This window comes from Thermosynechococcus sp. (assembly GCF_025999095.1).
Classification (GTDB): domain Bacteria; phylum Cyanobacteriota; class Cyanobacteriia; order Thermosynechococcales; family Thermosynechococcaceae; genus Thermosynechococcus.
Window position 1 is genome coordinate 706,149 of record NZ_AP024678.1, and the last position, 19,977, is coordinate 726,125.

The following is a 19,977-nucleotide window of genomic DNA, read 5'->3' on the forward strand; positions in this document are numbered from 1 at the left end:
CCTAAGCGCCACGCAGACTAAGACCAATCACTGTACCGAGGGCAGGACGTTTTTCGAGGGGAATCTCTTCAGGGGTTTGCAGCCCCAGCAAACTAATGGGGTCAACTAAAGTGGTGGCATAGTTGAGCCGCTGACTAAAAAACTCATCCACTTGACCAATACTGGCACCCGGACCTGCAAGCAGCAACTGTGAGACCTCTAAGCTCTCCCCTTGGTTCAGGTAAAAGTCAATAGAACGGCGGATTTCATCGGCTAGATCGGAGAGCACGCGCAAAATAGCGGCACCACTGGGGTTGAGTGCCCCAGTGACATCCATCGGCTCTAGGGGAACAGTCAGATTCTCAATGAGGTCAACGCCCATCGAAGGGGGCAAGTTCATGGCACGGCTAATGGCTTCTTGCATCCGTTCCTTGCCAATGGGCACTTTGCGGTTGAACTGGGGAATGCCATCCTTGACGATGCTAATTTCTGTGCCTTCGTCGCCAATATCAATAATTGCTGCTGCTTCCCCCACAAACTGCTGTAGCGAATCCCGCAGGGTACGCATGAGGGCAAAGTTCGTGACTTCAAGGGCGGTCAGCTGCAAACCAGCTTGGGTAAAGGCATTGATGTAGGCATCGGTTACCTCGCGGGGTGTACCCACCAACAGGATTTCTACTCGCTCAATGCCATCTTCATCCAGGGAGGTTCCCAGCTTTTGGTAATCGACGTCGGCCTCTTCGCGGGGAAAGGGGAGGTAGAGGGGGGCTTCCTGCATGAGCACCACTTCCCGCAATTCGTAGTCCGGTAATTCAGCAGGCAGGCGAATCACGCGAATCACGGCTTCATTCATGGGAATGGCACTGATCACCTCCTTTTGTTTGATGCGTTTATCCTCAATCCCTTGACGGATGGCATCGGCAACGGCGCTGGTGTCAATGATACGGCCTTCTTCAATGGCGCCTTCAGCCAAGGGCACTGAGGCCATGGCTGTCATTTTTAGACCCTGCTTTTGCCGCTGAATCTGCACGATATTGACCCGCTCTGGGGTGAGTTCAATCCCCAAGCCTTGCTTTGGTTTTGCAAATAGGTTTCCCAGCACAATATCACCTACCAGTAACGGTCAAGTGTCCATGGACGAAACGACATCAAGAGTCAAGCATAAGGGGTTCACAACAGAGCAGCGCTGCACCTGCGGGGGTTATGCAAATGCCGCTATTGTTAAAGCAATCATAACCAATGGGCATCGGGTCTTTTCAATGGATTGGTATGGTTTGCAAAGTGTCTTTATGCAAAAGTGGCGGGCAACCCTGTGGGAATGCAGGACCCCTACTTGTGTACTAGGAAAAACAAAAATGCTCAGAAAAAGGCTAGCTGGTGATGGGGAGCTATAAAAGTTGCCTACAGGCGCGGGCGATCGCCCAATCCTCTTGGCTCTGAACCACGAGAACTTGCACGGAAGCAGTAGGCAGCGCAATGTTACGATCGCCTTTACCCTTTTCGTTAGCTGTGCTGTCTAACTCAATTCCCAGCCAACCGAGCCCTCGGCAGACATCGCGGCGCACACCTGCGGCATTTTCACCAATGCCTGCCGTGAATACCAACCCATCGAGACCCCCAAGAGCTGGCAAGAGACTGGCAATGCCCCGCTGTAGGGAATAGATAAAACAGTCATAGGCCAACTGGGCTTGGGTATTTCCCTGATCAATGGCCGCCAAAATCTGCCGCAAATCATTACTCACGCCAGAGACGCCCAACAGTCCCGATTGCCGATTCACCAGCCGATCCAGTTCTTCAACCGTCCGACCCCGCCGCAGCAGATAGAGCAAAATTCCCGGATCAATGTCGCCACAGCGCGTCCCCATCATCACTCCCGCTGTCGGGGTAAAGCCCATCGTGGTTTCCACGGAAACTCCCCCTTTGACCGCAGTCAGGGAACAACCATTCCCGAGATGGCAGGTAATCAGGCGCAACTCTGCTAGGGGACGCTGCAACAGGGTCGCGGCCCGCTCACTGACGTATTGATGACTAATGCCGTGGAAGCCATAGCGTTGAATACCAGCGGTTGTTAGTTCATAGGGAATGGCGTAGGTGCGTGCCACTGCCGGCAGTTGGGCATGGAAAGCAGTATCAAACACGGCCACTTGGGGCGTCTGAGGACAAATGTCGGCCATTAATTCCATCCCCAGCAGGTTGGCTGGATTATGCAGCGGCGCATACTCACTAAATTCGGTAATCGCTGCTTTCACCTGCGCATTCACTCGCACCGGTGCTTGGTAACGGCTACCGCCATGGACAACGCGATGACCGATGATCGTAATTTCTGCAAGGCTTTCTAGGAGCTTTGTCTGGCCACTGGTGAGGGTGTCTAGGAGGCTTTTGAGCCAGTCCCGTAGGCCTAAAATTCCCCCCTCTGGGTGGATTAAGTTGGCTTCATAGCGGTGGTCGGCAGTGGTTACCTTGAGATGCGCCACCGTCGGGTTTTGTCCCCAGTCGAGGAGACCTTGCCAAAGGGGAGCGGGGGGGGTAGCAGCCGTTGCCCCTATTTCAGGTGCCAACCGATACAAACAGGCTTTGAGGCTACTAGAGCCAGCATTTAACACCAGCACCGTGATCATGGCAGGCCAGTCAACGCATCGCCTCTATCCTACCCAAGCGCCTTTGGCTGGTGCAGCGCAGAACACCTTGAGGCGAAAAACATAGCCCTAGAATTGGGACAGGCATTGGGGAAGTTAGCATGTTTTGGCAAAAGCTGAAATGGCGGCGACAGGGTGTGTATCTACTGTTGTTTCTCCTGGGGGTGTTGATTGCGGCAGTGGTGCTTACCCAATTGCGATCGCACCCGATTATCCGCCCTTCCCTAAACCCGCTGCCTCAACATCCGCAAATCGCGGTACACATGAACCATTCCCAAGCCCACAGCTACCAAGAACCCTATCGCCCCTATACCCGTGCAGGCGAAGACCTTGAGGCCATCATGATTGAGCAGATTGCCAAAGCACAAAAGACCATTGATGTGGCGGTGCAGGAGTTTCGTCTACCAAATTTGGCAAAGGCTCTCGCAGCACGGCAGCAGGCAGGCGTACGGGTACGGGTGGTTATGGAGAATACCTACACTGCCCCCTGGGCAAAATACAGTGCGGCTGAAGTGAGTGCCATGGATCCAAGGATGCAGGAGCGCTATAACGACTGGAAAACGCTTGTGGATACCAACGGCGATGGTCAACTCAGTGCAGCGGAACTGAGCGATCGCGACGTGCAGACCATTCTCAACAAGGCGAAGATTCCTTGGATAGATGATACGGCCGATGGCTCCAAGGGCAGCATGCTCATGCACCACAAATTTATCGTCATTGACAATCGCCAAGTCATTGCCACCACTGCCAACTTTACCCTCAGCGATATTCACGGAGACATAGGACGACCCGATACCCGTGGCAATGCCAACTCCCTCTTAGTAATTGACAGCCCGGCTGTGGCGCGCCTATTTACAGAGGAATTTAACCTCCTGTGGGGGGATGGTCCTGGGGGTAAACCCGATAGTCGCTTTGGGGTCAACAAGCCCGTGCGTCCTCCCCAACAAGTCGCTGTTGGCGATGCCAGGGTCACGGTGCGCTTTTCCCCCACCCCAAGCTCGCAACCTTGGTCGGTGTCCACGAATGGATTAATTGGTCAAATCCTTCGTCAGGCTCGCCAAAAAATTGATATGGCGCTTTTTGTCTTGTCAGATCAGGAGTTGTCCTACGTGCTGGAGGAACGCCATAACCAAGGGGTTGCCATTCGCGCCCTCATTGACTCAGGATTTATCTACCGTGACTTTAGCGAAGCTTTGGACATGATGGGCGTGGCCATGGCCAATACAGCCCAAGTCCGACGGGGAAAGTGCTTCTACGAAGCCGGCAACCGCCCCTGGCCAAACCCAATTCAGACGGTGGGAACGCCCCTACTGCCGGAGGGGGATAAGCTGCACCACAAGTACGGCGTAGTGGACAATCGCACGGTGATTGTGGGTTCCCACAACTGGTCAGAGGCGGCCAACCGCGGTAACGATGAATTTTTGCTGGTCATCGAGCATCCGACGGTTGCAGCCCACTACGAACGGCAGTTTGAACGGCTCTATAGCCACAGTCGTCTCGGTCTGCCGCAATTCATTCGCGATCGCCTCCAGCAACAGTTGACCGCCTGTGGCGGTAAGATTGCCACCCGACCCGCTGCCGCAAATCGTGCCCGCCCGCCTAGCGCGCGGGTCAATTTGAACACGGCGACCGCCACCGAACTGGAGACCCTGCCGGGCGTCGGCCCAAAACTAGCGGCCGAAATTATCCGTACCCGCGAGCAAAAGCCTTTTAATTCCTTGGCGGATCTAGATGCCGTCCCCGGTGTTGGGCCGAAGCTCCTAGACCGCTTGCGCGATCGCGTGACCTGGTGATCGCTGCTCTTTTTGCTCTCCTAGTAGGTCACAAGGCTAGTAATAGGCACATCAGGAAGCTTTTGCCGTCCTCCTAGGTCCGTTAGTTCAACAATAAAAGCAAAGCCATGGAGTTCTGCCTGTGCTTTTTGGATAAGACCGGCGGCAGCAGCAGCAGTGCCCCCTGTGGCAATCAAGTCATCAACAATGAGCACCCGCCGCCCTGGCTCTACGGCGTCTTGATGCATTTCTAAGCGATCGCGCCCATACTCTAGCTCATACTCTACCGCATAGACAGGAGCACAGAGTTTACCCGGTTTGCGCAAAGGAATGAAACCTGCCCCCAAGTGATAGGCCAAGGGCGCACCAAAAATAAAGCCCCGGGACTCGATCCCAGCCACATAGTCAATGCCGGTGTTAGCATGTTTTTCTACCAATTGATCAATAACGTAGCGCAGCCCTGCCTGATTTTGCAGCAGCGTGGTTAAATCTCGAAACAAAATGCCCGGCTTAGGGAAGTCTGGGACATCGCGAATTAGGGACTTGAGATCCATAGGTAATCAGGTTCCAACCATTCCAGAAGCATCCTATCTAACTTTGAGCCTGGATGACTCAGGGAGTGGAATAAAAGCCGCCCCTTCAGGCGTGTAAATAATCCTTAACTGCCTACACAGGCCCTCCAAAAGCCGCCAAGGAGTCTCTCAGATGCAAATCAAACATTCAAAGTGATATAAAGAAATCTATACTTAAGCTCAATTTAGATTAGCCTTGGATTTACGATAGAAAGAAAAAAGGTTAAGCCAAGAGAAACAAGAGAACAAGTCAATGATCAAAAAACTGAAACGCTCCTTCCGCAGCCGCGGGTTTACCTTGCCCTTGGTCTTGGGAATGGGGCTGATCATGATCGTGGTTGCCCTGACGCTCCTCTCGCGATCGCAACTAGATGTCAGCACCACCAGTTTGCAAAAACAAACCCAGCAGGCCTTTGCCGTGGCGGAAGGGGGCCTGGCACGTACTCTGGGCTTACTGAATGGCAACTACCAGGTTCTGCTGCGCCGTACCTATAACCCTGCCACCAATACCAACTTTAATCCCCCCAGACCCTACCTCATTGATCGTTCAACAGATGCTACGAAAATTGGTCAGCCCAATACCAGCGGTCTAGCTGTTCCCTCTGTCAATGAATGGACGAAAGAGAGCCTGGGGTCCGCTGCTCCCCCCTGCTTTAGCCTCGATAACCTCGATACGATTCTCCTCAGCGGCACCATTGGTACACCGGTGCAGGGCAATTACCGCATCCTCTCCTATCTGTATGACCAGCCGACACAAACGGGACACCTGCTGATTGAGGGCCGCCTAGCCAATTCACCGGCCAATGCTTTTGTCTGGCAAAAGATGAACATCACAGATCGCAACATACCCGCCAACTTCCCTGGACTGCTGGCTGAAAAGATTAATCTCGGTAACAACGATGTCTTTGGCGAAGTCAACGGCAATGTCATTTGCACCAATCCCCTCAACTGTGTCGTACCGCCGACGGAGTGTCAAAATGGCCAACCCACCCAAAAGGGACTGCGACAGGCCATTGGTGCCCTGGATAACGCTACCATTGACGGCACGATCGCTATCAACAAAATTGACCTACCGCCCTTTCCTACCTCTCCTCCAACGGTGGGTAGCGTCGTCAATGGTAATGTTATACGCGATAATGTTTCCCTGACGTCCTTGCTCTCTTGGTTACGCCCCCCTCAAGATCAGGCTCCGGAAGTCTCTGAGTTTATTCAGAAAGCCCAGCAGGATGGAATTACAGAGTATAGTCAAGGTGCCTACGATCTTGGCGATCTTCCCACGCCGCAGGGTGGCGGTCAAGGCAAAAAAACAGATAGTCTACCCTTTCCCAATGACCATCGCCCCTACATTGATCCTAACCCCGCCATTCCCTTCTTCATCCCCGATCCCCTGCGACCTGGGGAGAAGATAGTCAACCCTGAAAAGGTCTATTACGCCTACCGGGTTAACAACATCAAGCTTAGCGGAAATGAAACCGTTCAGTTCGACACCAGCAACTATGCCATTCGCCTCTACGTCAGGGGCAACATCACCCTTAGCGGTAGTGCAGGGATTAAAAACACCTGTTCTCCTGACAGTTCCACCTGTGGTACCGGTGCCAATATGGGTCTTCCCAGCGGTATAGGCACACCGGATCGCCTGCGCATTTATGGCAATCCTCCCGATCCCAACAATGCTACGCCGGATCAGGAATTTACCCTCAGTGGCGGTGCCACCGCAGGCAGTCTCTTTGTCTATGCCCCCGATGCCAAAGTGGGGATTAATGGTGGCAGTAACGATCCCGATATTATTGGTGCAGTGTGGGCAAAAGAGTGGAATGGTTCAAATTCTAATAATGCGGAAATCCGGGTACCCGATCGCCTGCCCGAGGCCTTGGGTGGTCAGTATGCCAATGCTTCCATTGTGGTGGCCCGAACCATGGAAGCCAGCAACTGGAATCGCTTAGCCCAGTACTAAACTTTGGAGCCAATGTCCATGACTCACCCTAAACTCTACTTTCACGGGCTGGTGCAGCAACGTTGCCAAGGCTTTACCCTTGCGGAGGTTCTAGCTTCGATTTTGATTGTTAGCCTCTTTACCCTAGCGGCCATGCAGGCGATTGTCGTCGCTGCCTTTTTCCAGGCCAATGCCCGCAAATTTGCCGAAGCCAGTAACTGGATTCAAGATGATTTGGAAAATATCAAAATTGTGGCCTATGATCTTTGCCAGGCCAAGTTTGTTCAACGCAAGCTGGCCACTGCCGCCAATGACAACGCCACAACCCTAACCCTAGCGCTCATTCAACCGGGTGAAAGTGACTATGACCAAGCAATGCCCCCAGAATACCGATCGGAAGGGGCTTGTGCAGTTAGCTCACCCACCGACGGGTTGCGGGTGGGCGATCGCATCCTCATTGGCTCAGACTCTGGGACTCGAAAGATTACCGCTATTGCTGGAGATACGATTACGGTTACCCCTGCTGTGCAAGGCTATCGGGGTGCTGGCACGCGCGTTTATGCCCGCTGTCGGATTCAGCCCAATGAAACCGACGGAATTGATGGCGGGTTTGCTGCCTACCTGCAAACCCTCCTCCCCCTCTTAAATAGCAGTAACAACAGCCGGCCAATCCTGAACGACACCTTTACCTTGACCCGCACACCGACAATCCGTCCTCAAGCGCCCTTCCAAACTTTGGAGCTGGCCTATTCTGTCCGCGATAGCCAGAATCGCACTGTTGCTCAGCTTTCCACAGAGGTAGTGCCAAATGCATTTTTCCGCTGCCCCTAGGCTCCAACAGGGCATGACCCTGATTGAAATTCTGATTGTTTTGACGGTGGCCATCATTTTAGCGCTGGCTGTAACCCCTAGCTTTCTCTATTGGCTAGAAACACAACGGGTCAACCAGGCCCTTGACAGCTTAGAGGGGGCCCTGCGAGAAGCGCAGCGAGAAGCAATGCGGCGCAATCAAACCTGTCGGGTGGCAATTAATACTGGTGTCAATCCCCTCATTGGCGGCGAGCCTCCCGAATGTCTGCCCAATGGTCCGCGCCAACTACACCATGTGACCCTGCGTCGCAATGATGGAACTGCCTCGGTGCGGTTTGGCTTTCAGGGGCGCACCAGTAGTACCGGTACCATTGTGATTGCTTCGACCAATCAGCCGACCCTTCAACGCTGTTTGGTGGTCTCCCTAGGGTTGGGCATCATGCGCACCGGCAACTACGTTGAAACCGACACCACGGGCACAACTGCCGAGAACTGTCAAGCACGCAACTAGGGAGGCAGAAAGATGCAGGGCTGGCGCACAGGCAATCAAGGCTTTACCTTGACGGAGTTACTGGTGGCGGCTGCCGTTGGCGGTATCGTGGTGGCCATGAGCGGTTGGGCAATGGTGGCCATTTTGCAAAACAACCGCCGCGTTGAAGAGCAGGCAATTACCCGCATGAACCTGAGCCGCGCCTTGGATTTTATTTCCGACGACATCCGCTCAGCAATTCGTATCTCAACAACAGCACCCAGCGATTGGACAATTCCCAGTGGTGGCTACCAGTTGGTAATGTTTATCGAAAAACCGGCGGACAATCTCGAGGAGCAGGAGAATGGTCAATTAGCCTCAACAACTCGTGTGGCCTACTACACTCGCCCCAAGACGAGTAATGTGGTGTGGCGAGGCCCTAGGATTCTCTATCGCCAGAAAATTGGCGATTCGACCCCCAATGCCCTCATTGACGGTATTGCCAACACCAGCCCCACCTGCGCCAATACCTTGCCCAACGCAACCGATAGTGGTACCGACAAAGGAGGGTTTCGGGTCTTTGTGCAGCACAACCGCAACGTCAAGATCTGTCTTGCGGGTTTGGTGGAGTCAACGGGCATGGTTTACGAAGCCGCAACCCTGGCGGCGGTGCGATCGGGATCGGCAACCCCTACTCCCCCGGCGGGATCGTAGCCCTAGGCATGTGAGTAAATCCTAACAGCGATCGCCCTTAAAGCCGGATAGATCGTCATTTTCTGCTCCCCCAGACAGGCGCGATCGCAAGCGGGAGTGTAGGATAGGGAAGGTGTCATTCAAACTGGTTGGCTGCACTGTCCCTATGCCTCGTCGTACTGATATTTCAAAAATTCTCATCATTGGCTCGGGTCCTATTGTGATTGGTCAAGCCTGTGAATTTGACTATTCGGGCACCCAAGCCTGTAAGGCATTGCGCGAGGAAGGGTACAAGGTGGTCCTGATTAACTCCAACCCCGCCACCATCATGACGGATCCCGAGATCGCCGATCGCACCTACATTGAACCGCTGACGCCAGAAATAGTGGAAAAGGTAATTGCTGCCGAACGCCCCGATGCCCTGCTGCCCACAATGGGCGGACAAACGGCGCTGAACTTAGCGGTGGCCCTATCAAAATCGGGAGTGCTGGATCGCTATGGGGTGGAGTTGATTGGCGCCAAATTGTCCGCTATTGAGATGGCTGAGGACCGCAAGCTCTTTAAGGAGGCCATGCAGCGCATTGGTGTGGCGGTGTGTCCGTCGGGCTTGGCCAATACCCTCGAGGAGGCGCGGGCGATCGCCCAAGAGATTGGGGTTTATCCCCTGATTATTCGACCGGCCTTTACCCTAGGGGGCACTGGGGGTGGCATTGCCTACAACCAAGAGGAATTTGAAGACATTGCCGCTGCCGGTCTCGATGCCAGTCCGGTCTCGCAAATTCTCATTGAGCAGTCCCTCATTGGCTGGAAAGAATACGAGCTAGAAGTGATGCGCGACATGGCCGATAACGTGGTCATCATCTGCTCCATTGAGAACCTCGACCCCATGGGCATCCACACCGGCGACTCGATCACCGTCGCCCCGGCCCAAACCCTGACGGACAAAGAATACCAGCGGCTGCGGGATGCCGCCATCAAAATTATTCGTGAAATTGGTGTAGAGACCGGCGGCTCGAACATTCAGTTTGCCGTTAACCCCGAAACTGGGGAAGTGATCGTCATTGAAATGAATCCCCGTGTGTCCCGTTCTTCGGCCCTGGCCTCAAAGGCAACAGGCTTTCCCATTGCCAAAATCGCCGCAAAATTGGCTGTGGGCTATACGCTGCCGGAAATCCCCAACGACATTACCCAAAAAACTCCCGCCAGTTTTGAACCCACGATTGACTATGTGGTGACCAAAATTCCCCGCTTTGCCTTTGAAAAGTTTCCCGGCTCGCCGCCCGTCCTCACTACCCAAATGAAGTCGGTGGGTGAAGCCATGGCCATTGGCCGCACCTTCCAAGAGTCTCTGCAAAAAGCCCTGCGATCGCTGGAAACAGGTCGAGCCGGCTGGGGGTGCGATCGCCCCGAAAAACTCCCTAGCCTTGAGCAACTGCGGGGGAAACTGCGCACGCCAAATCCAGAGCGTATCTTTGCCATTCGCCACGCCTTCCTCTTGGGGATGACCGTTGAGGAAGTTTATGAACTAACGGCCATTGATCCCTGGTTTTTGCGGCAGATGCAGGGACTCCTAGAAACAGAAAAATTCCTTAAGCGCAGCAAACTGGAGCAACTCACGGCCGATGATCTCTGGCGGATCAAGCAACAGGGCTTTAGTGATGCCCAAATTGCCTACGCTACGAAAACCACCGACGATCAGGTGCGGGCCTATCGCCAATCCCTGGGTGTTGTTCCCGTCTATAAAACTGTAGACACCTGTGCTGCCGAGTTTGAGGCCTATACTCCCTACTACTACTCCACCTACGAGCGACCTCTGGAGCAAATTAACCCCGATAGCGGCGATGTTGAATTGCTGCCTCCCGAATCGGAAGTGCGGCCCCCCCGCAAGCCGCGGGTGATGATTCTTGGCTCAGGGCCAAACCGCATTGGCCAAGGAATTGAATTTGATTACTGCTGCTGCCATGCTGCCTACGCCCTGCGGGCCGATGACTATGAAACCATCATGGTCAACTCCAACCCTGAAACGGTTTCTACTGACTACGACACCAGCGATCGCCTCTACTTTGAACCCCTGACCAAGGAAGATGTCCTCAACATTATTGAAGTGGAGCGCCCCGTCGGCATCATTATTCAGTTTGGCGGTCAAACCCCCCTCAAGCTGGCGTTACCCTTGCAACGGTACCTTGAACAGCAGGGCGATCGCCTCGGGACCCAAATCTGGGGCACTTCACCTGACTCCATTGATATTGCTGAAGACCGCGAACGTTTCGAGAAAATTTTGCGGGAGCTCAACATTCCCCAACCCCCCAACGGCACTGCTCGCAGTTATGCCGAAGCCCTGAGCATTGCCCAGCGGATTGGCTATCCAGTGGTAGTGCGCCCCAGTTATGTGCTTGGTGGTCGGGCGATGGAAATTGTCTATTCCAATGGAGAACTGGAACGCTATATGAACGCAGCGGTGCAGGTGGAGCCAGAGCGACCCATCCTCATTGATAAGTATCTGGAAAATGCAATTGAAGTAGATGTGGATGCCATTGCCGATGCAACGGGCAGCGTCGTGATTGGTGGGATTATGGAACACATCGAGCAAGCCGGGATTCACTCTGGGGATTCTGCCTGTAGCTTGCCCACCCAATCGCTGTCTCCTGCGGTTTTGGAGACCATTCGCACCTGGAGTATTGCCCTTGCTAAGGCGCTCAAAGTGGTGGGGCTGATGAACCTGCAGTTGGCAGTACAAGGGGAACAAGTCTATATTTTGGAGGCCAACCCGCGGGCCTCTCGGACGGTGCCCTTTGTCTCGAAGGCGATTGGTATTCCCCTGGCTAAAGTTGCTGCTCGGCTGATGTCAGGGAAAACCCTCGCGGAACTCAATTTCCTCAATGAGAAGATTCCCAACCATGTCGCTGTCAAGGAAGCTGTGCTCCCCTTTGAAAAATTTCCTGGTACCGATACGGTGCTAGGGCCAGAGATGCGCTCCACGGGTGAGGCCATGGGGATTGATATGACCTTTGGGGCGGCCTATGCCAAGTCCCAACTGGCGGCCAATCAAAGGTTACCTTTGCAAGGAACCGTTTTTGTGTCGATGAGCGATCGCGACAAAGCGGCAATTGTGCCCGTGGTGCAGGCGTTGCAGTCGCTTGGCTTTCGGATTATGGCCACTGAAGGAACCCGCAATGCCTTGCTTGAGGCAGGGCTGAGCAATATAGACCTCATCCTCAAGCTCCATGAAGGGCGTCCCCATGTCCTCGATGCCATTAAAAACGGGCAAATTCACCTGATTCTGAATACACCCTCCGGTCAAGAAGCCCGTACCGATGCCCAATTGATTCGTCGCACTGCCCTTGCCTATAAAATTCCGATTGTGACAACGATCGCCGGTGCGAAGGCGACAGCTGCCGCCATTAAAACCCTGCAAACCTCAACCCTAGGGGTACGGGCCCTTCAAGACTACCATCGGGCAGAATGCTAAACATTGGTTTTGGCAATTACGTCTCACCGCAGCGCCTGCTGGCGATCGTGAGTCCTGACTCTGCCCCGATCAAACGCCTGATTCTTGAGGCACGGCAGCACCATCATCTCATTGATGCCACCCACGGCCGGCGAACCCGTGCTGTGCTGGTGCTGGATGGCGAGATGATTGTCCTTTCTGCCCTACATCCTGAAACCCTAGTGGCACGCCTCAGTTCACTCGCCTAACCACGGTGTGAAAGGGGCAACGTCCCCCTAGCGAAAGCTGATCATCTAAAATTTCCCTTGCAGGGCCGCTTTCACAACGATCGCACAACTGGGGATGCAAGGCGGATTGTCCCACACTTTCAGAATAATTCCAGCAGCGGACGCATTTCTGACCTTGGGCATGGCCAACGCCAATCCATAGCCCCTCCGCTTCAAGAACATAGGGCACGTCCACCGCTTGTCGTTGCGGCATCAGCTCCACCTGAGACACCAAGAAGAGATAGCGCAGTTCATCCACCCCATTACCCCTGAGGGCATCATTGGGATTCATCTGCGCCAGGCGATCGCGCCATTCAGAGTCGGCAATGTAGAGCCACACTTTTGCCTCCAGGGAAGAGCCAATCAGCTTTTCGGTGCGGGCTTTTTCGAGCACCTTGTTCACTTCGAGACGCAATTGCCGCAGGTGTTGCCACTCATTAGCTAGCTCCGGATCGCGCCACTGGGCCGGAAGCTGTACCCAACCGCTTTGAAACACTGAAAGATAGGGGGTTTTGAAGGGTAAATGCTGCCAAATATCCTCGGCTAAGTGGGGGAGCACTGGGGCAATGGCACGGGCTAAGTTTTGAACGGCAATGGCAAGTACGGTTTGACAACTGCGGCGGCGATCGCTCGTGGCGGCACTGATGTACAACCGATCCTTGGCAATATCGAGATAAAAGTTCGAAAGATCAACAACACAAAGATTTTGAATAGTTTGGAAAAAGCGATAGAACTGAAAGCTATCAAAGGCCGCCGTCACTTCACTAAAGACTTCGTGCAGTCGATGCAGCATATAGCGATCCAAGGCCGGCAGTTGAGCATAGGGAATGGCATCCTGATCGGGGTTAAAGTCGTGGAGATTCCCTAGGAGAAAGCGAGCCGTGTTACGAATCTTGCGATAGACGTCCGCCAACTGCTTGAGCATGTTTTTGCCAATGGGCACATCATCGGTATAGTCCACCGAGGAAACCCACAGGCGCAGCACATCGGCACCGTAGGCAGGGGCTTGCTTTTGGTCTTTGCCCCCCTCAATCACTTCGCGGGGATCCGTGACATTGCCGAGGGACTTGCTCATTTTTCGCCCCTGCTCATCAAGAACAAAGCCGTGGGTGAGCACCGCCTTATAGGGGGCTTGGCCCTTGACGGCCACCCGTGTCAGCAGTGAGGATTGAAACCAGCCGCGGTGCTGATCGGAGCCTTCGAGGTAGAGATCTGCCTGCTGATCGCCGAGAACCGCTGCCCAAGAAGATCCAGAGTCAAACCAGACATCCATGGTGTCGGTGCCCTTTTCGTAGCGATCCGCTTGATCGCGCAGGGATTCGGGAAGCAATTCCGCAACGGAGAGTTCCCACCAAGCATCGGACCCGCGATCGCGAATAATGGCTTGCACATGGGCAATGGTTTCTGCCGTGAGCAGGGGTTCCCCGGTTTCTTTGTCATAAAAGACGGGGATGGGCACGCCCCAACTGCGCTGCCGCGAGATACACCAATCGGACCGCTCCGCCACCATTGCCGTAATACGGTTTTCCCCTTGGGCAGGAATCCACTTCACCGCAGCGATCGCCCTGAGTGCCGCATCCCGAAAGCCCTCAACGGAAGCAAACCACTGCTCCGTGGCGCGGAAGATAGTGGGTTTCTTTGTCCGCCAGTCATAGGGATACTTATGCACATAGGGTTCCTCCTTCAGGAGCGCCCCACACCCTTGCAACGCCGCAATGACCGCTTCATTGCCTTCCTGGAGAACATTGAGACCGGCAAATGGTCCTGCTTCCGCCGTAAAGCAACCATTCTCATCCACGGGTGATAGGATGGGCAAACCATAGCGCTGACCGACGGCATAGTCCTCTAAGCCGTGACCGGGGGCGGTGTGCACTAGACCGGTGCCCGATTCTGTGGTCACATAGTCACCCCCAATCACAATCTTGCCCTCGCGTTCAAAGAGGGGATGGCGATAGCGTGTGTTTTCCAGGTCAGCCCCTTTGGCAGTGGTCACCACCGTTAGGGTGTGACCAAGGGTATGACTCAGCCGCTCTACAAGCTCCTTGGCCACAATTAAATACTTGTAGCGGCCACTGGGCTTCACCTCCACAAGGGCATAGGTGAGATCGGGATTGACACTCACAGCCAAGTTGGCAGGAATCGTCCAAGGCGTTGTTGTCCAGATGGCAACCCCCAATTTCCCTAGGGCGTTGTACCAAGCCTTGGCTAGCCCCTGGGGTAGCTCAATCACCTCAAAGGCGGCGTAGAGACTGCGGGAGGTGTGACCTTCGGGATATTCCAGCTCGGCCTCGGCAAGGGCAGTTTTTGAGCTGGGACTCCAGTGCACCGGTTTCAGGCCGCGATAGATATAGCCCCGCAGCACCATTTCACCAAAGACACCAATTTGGGCGGCCTCATAGTCGGGGGTAAGTGTCAGATAGGGGTGCGCCCAGTCGCCCCAAACCCCATAGCGCTGGAAGCTCTGCTTTTGTTCGGCGACGGTTTTGAGGGCAAATTCCTTGGCCTGTTGGCGCAGAGTGAGGGGCGTTAGCTGAGCCCGCTGTTCCGGTTTCAGGTGTTGCAGCACCTTGAGTTCAATGGGTAGGCCGTGGCAGTCCCAGCCGGGGCGGTAGTGAACTTTGCGTCCCCGTAGGAGTTGGTACTTGTTGATGATGTCCTTGAGAATTTTATTGAGGGCATGGCCAATGTGCAGAGCGCCATTGGCGTAGGGGGGGCCATCGTGGAGGATAAAGACTTCGCCCGGATTGGTTTGCTGGAGGGTTTCATAGATTTGGTGCTGTGCCCAAAAGGCCTGCAATTGGGGCTCCCGTGTCGCTGCATTTGCCCGCATTTCAAACGTGGTTTGCGGCAAGTTGACAGTGTCTTTGTAGTCGGGGGTTGCATCAGTCATGGGTGGGTACAGCGGCGTATGATCGTTTCAGGGCAAGAAAAACTGGGCAATGGATTCAATTGTAGGGGAACTGTTCTGATTCACTCAAGGATGATTTCCGTTCTCGGTTTGGATCTGGGGCGCAAGCGTATTGGTGTGGCTGGGTGCGATCGCCTGGGGCAGTTGGCCACGGGCATTACAACAATTTATCGCCGCAATTTTGCCAGTGATGTGGCACAGCTGCGGCAGATTTGCCAAGAGCGAGGGGTGGAAAAGTTAATTGTGGGCTTGCCCTACACCCTTGATGGTCAATTGGGTTCCCAAGCCCGCCAGGTGCAGCATTTGGCGGAAAAAATTGGCGCGGCCTTAAATTTGCCGGTGGAATACGTAGATGAGCGCCTTACCTCCTTTCAAGCGGAGGAAATCCTTAAACAACGCCGGCGATCGCCCCGTCAGCACAAGGATTTAGTGGATCAAATTGCGGCTGCCTTGATTTTGCAACAGTGGCTCGATGCCCGCTTGCAAAGCGAAAGATCAACACTGCCCCCCGCGGACCCGCCGCGATAACTGATAATTAATTTATTTGATAATTAATTTATTTTATTAATTTGTGTATTCCCAAATTACTGGGCATGATCCACAACTCAGCTACCATGCACGGGGTCGAAAGTGCGGATCATTGAGAATCACCACCCCGTCTCCCGACTGTGCCAATACAAACAAACCCTGCCGATAGGCATAGCGAGCTACCTCAGGTGGCACAATCATCCCCGCCACTGCTCCCAAGAGTCTGGTGCCGCGATACTGGTGAGCCAAACGACGAAATTTGGCAATGCGCTCTAGATGCTCATCCACATCCCCTTGGCTCAGTTTCGTTTTTACCTCGACGAGAACCGCTTCATCTGTATTGACCACCAGCAGATCAACTTCTAAACTCTCGTTGCCATCTTGCAGAATGACATCGCTGTAAAGTTGAGAGACGGCAATCCCTCGACTTTGAAATAAACGTAGTACCGCGGGTCGTACCTGCCATTCCACGAATTCTCCAAGCCGATTGCCCAGTTTTCCCAGTTGCTGGTTGAGTTGACGAGCCTCTTCCCGCAGCAATTGCTCCGTTTTTTGGAAACGTCGGTCAGTCTCCTGAAATCGCCGGTCTGTTTCTTGAAATCGCCGATCCGTTTCTTGAAAGCGGCGTTCGGTTTCTTGAAAGCGGCGTTCCGTTTCTTGAAAGCGACGTTCGGTTTCCTTTTGAGCTTCTAACAGCTCCCCTAATAATCGCCAAACATCTTCAGGGGTGTATGCCTTTGTCATTGCTTGATTGATGGGACTAAATTTACTGGGCCTTGCTTGAAAGCTGCGCAGCTTGAGTGAGGAAATGAAAAGGGGACTGAGGAAACATCTTTTATCTTAAATCCTTTGCGGTAGCATCTATCTATCACTTTTCTTTGAAATAACTCTCAATGGACCTAGAGACACTGCGCGCCTATCATGACACCTACCCTGCCCTACTGAATAAGATCTACCTCAACTATGGGGGTCAAGGGCCGCTGCACCAAGACACCTGGCAGGCCATTATCCAGAGCGATCGCCACATCCAAGAACAGGGTCCCTTTGCCAATCGCGTCTTTCCGTGGCTGAGTCAACAACTGCACACCCTGCGCGCCGCACTGGCACAGCTTTTGGGAACAACTCCAGAAACCATTGCCCTCACGGATTCGGTCACCACTGGCTGCAACATTGTTCTCTGGGGCATCAACTGGCAGGCAGGGGATCATTTGCTGATTTCCAACTGTGAGCATCCGGGGGTAGTGGCGATTACCGAGCAATTGGCGCGGCGATTGGGGGTGGTTGTGGATCGGGTCGCCTTTTGGCCGTGGTGTGACGATGAAGTAGCCGCCATTGAAGCCCAACTCCACCCCCGCACCCGCTTGGTCGTCCTCAGTCACTTGCTGTGGAATACAGGGAAACTTTTGCCCTTGGAGAGGATTGTTGACGTTTGCCACCGTCGCGGCATCCAGGTCTTGGCGGATGGCGCCCAAACAGTGGGGATGGTGCCCCTAGATTTACCAGCCTTGGGGGTGGACTATTATGCCTTTACGGGACACAAGTGGTGCTGTGGCCCCGCGGGACTAGGAGGGCTCTATATTCGGCGCGATCGCCTAGCCCCATTGGAACCCACCTTTATTGGCTGGCGCAGCATTCATCAGACCCGTGATGCCCAACCGGCGGGCTGGAAGGAGGATGCCAGTCGCTTTGAGGTGGCCACAACCGCCTTTTCCTTGGTACCGGGGCTAATTACTGCCCTGCGGGTGCATGATCAATGGGGGACCCCCCAAGGGCGATATGAGCGCATTTGTCAGCTCAGCCATCACCTCTGGCACCAGTTACGGGGTATGGTGGGTTTGACCTGTCTTAGTCCTGTGCCACCACCGTCCGGCTTGGTAGCCTTTCAGCTGGCCAATGGTCAGCATCGCCAATTGGTACAAGACCTTGAGGCAGCGAATATCTTGGTGCGGGAATTGCTCTATCCTCCCTCGGTGCGTGCCTGTGTCCATTACTTTACGCTGCCGCAGGAGTGCGATCGCCTGGTGAGTGCCCTCAAGCAGTGGATGCAGGCAAATCCCTAGTCTCTGTGCCCCTGCTGTGCCGCAATCATAGCGATCGCCTGCTTGAGAATGCGATGCTCCTGGACTTGAATGCGGGCATGGAGGGTTGCAGGGGTATCATCGGGAAAAACGGGCACCGCTGCCTGAACCAAAATTGGCCCACTATCCACTTCCTCCGCCACCAGATGTACCGTACAGCCCGTAATCTTGACGCCGGCAGCAAGGGCCTGCTCAACGGCATGCAGCCCGCGAAAACTGGGCAGCAAACTAGGATGTAGGTTAATCACCCGCTGAGGATAGGCATTCAGCAGTACCGGTGTAACAATACGCATCCAACCGGCCATGACCACCCACTCTACTGCATGGGCCTTGAGGGTTTCGACGATGGCGGCATCCAGACTTTCACGGTCGGGGTAGTGGCGATGGTTAAGGAGAACGCTAGGAATTTGCCACTGTTTTGCGCGCTCGGCCACAAAGGCGTTGGGATTGTTGTAAATCAACACTTGAATCTGGGCAGCTAGTTCACCAGCGGCGATCGCCGCCGCAAGGGCAGCAAAATTGGAGCCACTCCCGGAGGCCAACACTCCCAATCGCAGGGGGCGGCAAGGGGGGGTATTTTCGGGTGCCGCTGGCACAACAAGAGCCTCACTCGACATGATGGGCATGACGGATTTTGCTGCTCAATAATTCTAAAGCCTTGGCCACCATTGGATCCGTAGGTCGTGCCACCAAGTTAGGATTGAGGCGCAATTCCAAATCACTACTAGGATCGACCGTCACCAGCACATCAGGAGTGATGCCCGCCCCTGTAATATCCCGACCCTTGGGCGTCAGATAGCGCGCCACCGTCACCAGGAGGGCAGACCCATCCCCCAGTTCATGAACCGCTTGGACGCGCACCTTACCAAATGTAGGCGTGCCCACAACCACTGCCCGCCCCTGATCCTGCAAAGCACCCGCCAAAATTTCACTGGCACTGGCGGAGGCCCGATTCACTAAAACCACAAGGGGCAACTGAGTCAAGGCACGTTGGCGGGCACGAATCGTCTCTTCCCGCTGGTTTTGTTGAATGCGCACGATCACCCCAGCATCCAGCCATTGGCGGCTAATTTCAATCCCGGCTTCGAGCAGTCCGCCCGGATTATGGCGCAAATCCAGGATGAAGCCTTGCACCTTCTCCCGTTGCAGGATTGCGATCGCCTCTTGCATCTGTTGTTGGGAGCGGCTATTAAAACCACTGAGGCGGATGTAGCCCACACGGGGAGGGTTGAGGATTTGAAAATGCACGGTGCGGGGAATCTCGCCAGCGCGCGTCAGTTCAACACTAAAGGGTTGGGGCCTGCCCTCACGGCGCACCAGGAGATGCAACTTACTGCCCGCCGGCCCCCGCAGCATCAATGTGGCCCGCTCCAATGTCAAGCGATCGCTACTACGACCATTGATGGCTAGAATTTCATCCCCCACCTTTAGATTGGCCTTAGCGGCCACCGACCCCGGTTGAATGGCCTGAATGCGAAAGAGTTCTCCCGACTCCCCGAGGGCAAGCCCCACATCCACCTGCTGGCCTTGGGTTTGCAGGAGCAATTGACGGTACTCTTGAGGGGGCAGAAAGCGGGTATAGGGATCATTGAGACGGACAAGGGTTTGCTGAATCACCCGATAGGCAGCCTGGCGATCGCCATAGGATTGGGAGAGCAATTCCTGACGCAGGGCCTGCCAGTCAAGACGATTAAAGCTGCGATCTAGATAGCTTCTATAGATAATTTGCCATGCCTCATCCACCAAGGCCTTGGGGGCATCCTTAAGCGTAGAAGTGCCCGCCAGCGCTGGCGACATTCCCAATAGCGCAACACCCACTCCCAGAAGTGCCCAGTGTTTCACCCGCCAAATCCATCTAAAACGCCTCGCCCCTATTCTATCGTTG

Annotated in this window: 16 protein-coding genes; 9 read left to right on the forward strand and 7 right to left on the reverse strand. The window is 54.4% G+C overall.

The window, feature by feature from the left end; genetic code table 11:
• Position 1 precedes the first annotated feature (1 nt).
• Entirely contained in the window at positions 2 to 1,081 is a 1,080-nt protein-coding gene (gene pilM / locus Q0W94_RS03480; protein WP_315863084.1) for a type IV pilus biogenesis protein PilM, read from the reverse strand.
• 286 nt (positions 1,082 to 1,367) lie between these two features.
• The gene (locus tag Q0W94_RS03485; RefSeq protein WP_297761182.1) at positions 1,368 to 2,597 is read right to left on the reverse strand and encodes an acetate/propionate family kinase; all 1,230 of its coding nucleotides are present in this window, start codon (positions 2,595 to 2,597) and stop codon (positions 1,368 to 1,370) included.
• A 119-nt stretch (positions 2,598 to 2,716) separates the two neighbouring features.
• On the opposite strand from Q0W94_RS03485, the gene Q0W94_RS03490 reads away from it, so the two are divergent.
• Positions 2,717 to 4,408, forward strand: a complete 1,692-nt coding sequence (locus Q0W94_RS03490; RefSeq protein WP_297761184.1) for a phospholipase D-like domain-containing protein — start codon at positions 2,717 to 2,719, stop codon at positions 4,406 to 4,408.
• A 20-nt stretch (positions 4,409 to 4,428) separates the two neighbouring features.
• Here Q0W94_RS03490 and Q0W94_RS03495 read toward each other — a convergent pair whose 3' ends face one another.
• Positions 4,429 to 4,941 (reverse strand): adenine phosphoribosyltransferase, encoded by a 513-nt coding sequence (locus Q0W94_RS03495; RefSeq protein WP_297761187.1) that lies wholly within the window; start codon positions 4,939 to 4,941, stop codon positions 4,429 to 4,431.
• A gap of 271 nt (positions 4,942 to 5,212) precedes the next feature.
• Between Q0W94_RS03495 and Q0W94_RS03500 the strand changes: the two genes are divergently transcribed.
• From Q0W94_RS03500 to Q0W94_RS03525, 6 genes are all read left to right on the forward strand, one after another.
• Positions 5,213 to 6,913, forward strand: coding sequence for a hypothetical protein (locus Q0W94_RS03500; protein ID WP_297761190.1), 1,701 nt, complete (start codon positions 5,213 to 5,215; stop codon positions 6,911 to 6,913).
• Positions 6,914 to 6,931: 18 nt separating this feature from the next.
• Positions 6,932 to 7,723, forward strand: coding sequence for a prepilin-type N-terminal cleavage/methylation domain-containing protein (locus Q0W94_RS03505; RefSeq protein ID WP_297761193.1), 792 nt, complete (start codon positions 6,932 to 6,934; stop codon positions 7,721 to 7,723).
• Positions 7,701 to 8,213, forward strand: a complete 513-nt coding sequence (locus Q0W94_RS03510) for a GspH/FimT family protein (protein WP_297761196.1) — start codon at positions 7,701 to 7,703, stop codon at positions 8,211 to 8,213. Before Q0W94_RS03505 ends, Q0W94_RS03510 begins: the two co-directional genes overlap by 23 nt.
• Positions 8,214 to 8,225: 12 nt before the next feature.
• Positions 8,226 to 8,885, forward strand: a complete 660-nt coding sequence (locus Q0W94_RS03515; protein WP_297761199.1) for a type II secretion system protein J — start codon at positions 8,226 to 8,228, stop codon at positions 8,883 to 8,885.
• Positions 8,886 to 9,030: 145 nt separating this feature from the next.
• Positions 9,031 to 12,333, forward strand: coding sequence for a carbamoyl-phosphate synthase large subunit (carB, locus tag Q0W94_RS03520; RefSeq protein WP_297761202.1), 3,303 nt, complete (start codon positions 9,031 to 9,033; stop codon positions 12,331 to 12,333).
• Positions 12,327 to 12,560, forward strand: a complete 234-nt coding sequence (locus Q0W94_RS03525) for a DUF370 domain-containing protein (RefSeq protein ID WP_297761205.1) — start codon at positions 12,327 to 12,329, stop codon at positions 12,558 to 12,560. The genes carB and Q0W94_RS03525 overlap by 7 nt, the downstream gene beginning before the upstream one ends.
• Here Q0W94_RS03525 and ileS read toward each other — a convergent pair.
• Entirely contained in the window at positions 12,544 to 15,468 is a 2,925-nt protein-coding gene (ileS, locus tag Q0W94_RS03530; RefSeq protein WP_297761208.1) for an isoleucine--tRNA ligase, read from the reverse strand. The two genes, Q0W94_RS03525 and ileS, sit on opposite strands and share 17 nt — an antisense overlap.
• A gap of 90 nt (positions 15,469 to 15,558) precedes the next feature.
• On the opposite strand from ileS, the gene ruvX reads away from it, so the two are divergent.
• Positions 15,559 to 16,014: a Holliday junction resolvase RuvX gene (gene ruvX, locus Q0W94_RS03535; protein WP_297761211.1), complete on the forward strand. Its 456-nt coding sequence runs from the start codon at positions 15,559 to 15,561 to the stop codon at positions 16,012 to 16,014.
• 81 nt (positions 16,015 to 16,095) lie between these two features.
• Here the strand turns inward: ruvX and Q0W94_RS03540 are convergent, their stop codons facing one another.
• Positions 16,096 to 16,758, reverse strand: a complete 663-nt coding sequence (locus Q0W94_RS03540) for a hypothetical protein (protein ID WP_297761214.1) — start codon at positions 16,756 to 16,758, stop codon at positions 16,096 to 16,098.
• Between the two features lie 149 nt (positions 16,759 to 16,907).
• On the opposite strand from Q0W94_RS03540, the gene Q0W94_RS03545 reads away from it, so the two are divergent.
• Positions 16,908 to 18,074 (forward strand): aminotransferase class V-fold PLP-dependent enzyme, encoded by a 1,167-nt coding sequence (locus Q0W94_RS03545; RefSeq protein ID WP_297761218.1) that lies wholly within the window; start codon positions 16,908 to 16,910, stop codon positions 18,072 to 18,074.
• Here Q0W94_RS03545 and purN read toward each other — a convergent pair.
• Together purN and Q0W94_RS03555 are read right to left on the reverse strand one after the other, a co-directional pair.
• Positions 18,071 to 18,709, reverse strand: a complete 639-nt coding sequence (gene purN, locus Q0W94_RS03550) for a phosphoribosylglycinamide formyltransferase (RefSeq protein ID WP_315863096.1) — start codon at positions 18,707 to 18,709, stop codon at positions 18,071 to 18,073. The genes Q0W94_RS03545 and purN overlap by 4 nt on opposite strands.
• Entirely contained in the window at positions 18,699 to 19,934 is a 1,236-nt protein-coding gene (locus Q0W94_RS03555; RefSeq protein WP_297761224.1) for a S41 family peptidase, read from the reverse strand. The genes purN and Q0W94_RS03555 overlap by 11 nt, the downstream gene beginning before the upstream one ends.
• Positions 19,935 to 19,977 lie beyond the last annotated feature (43 nt).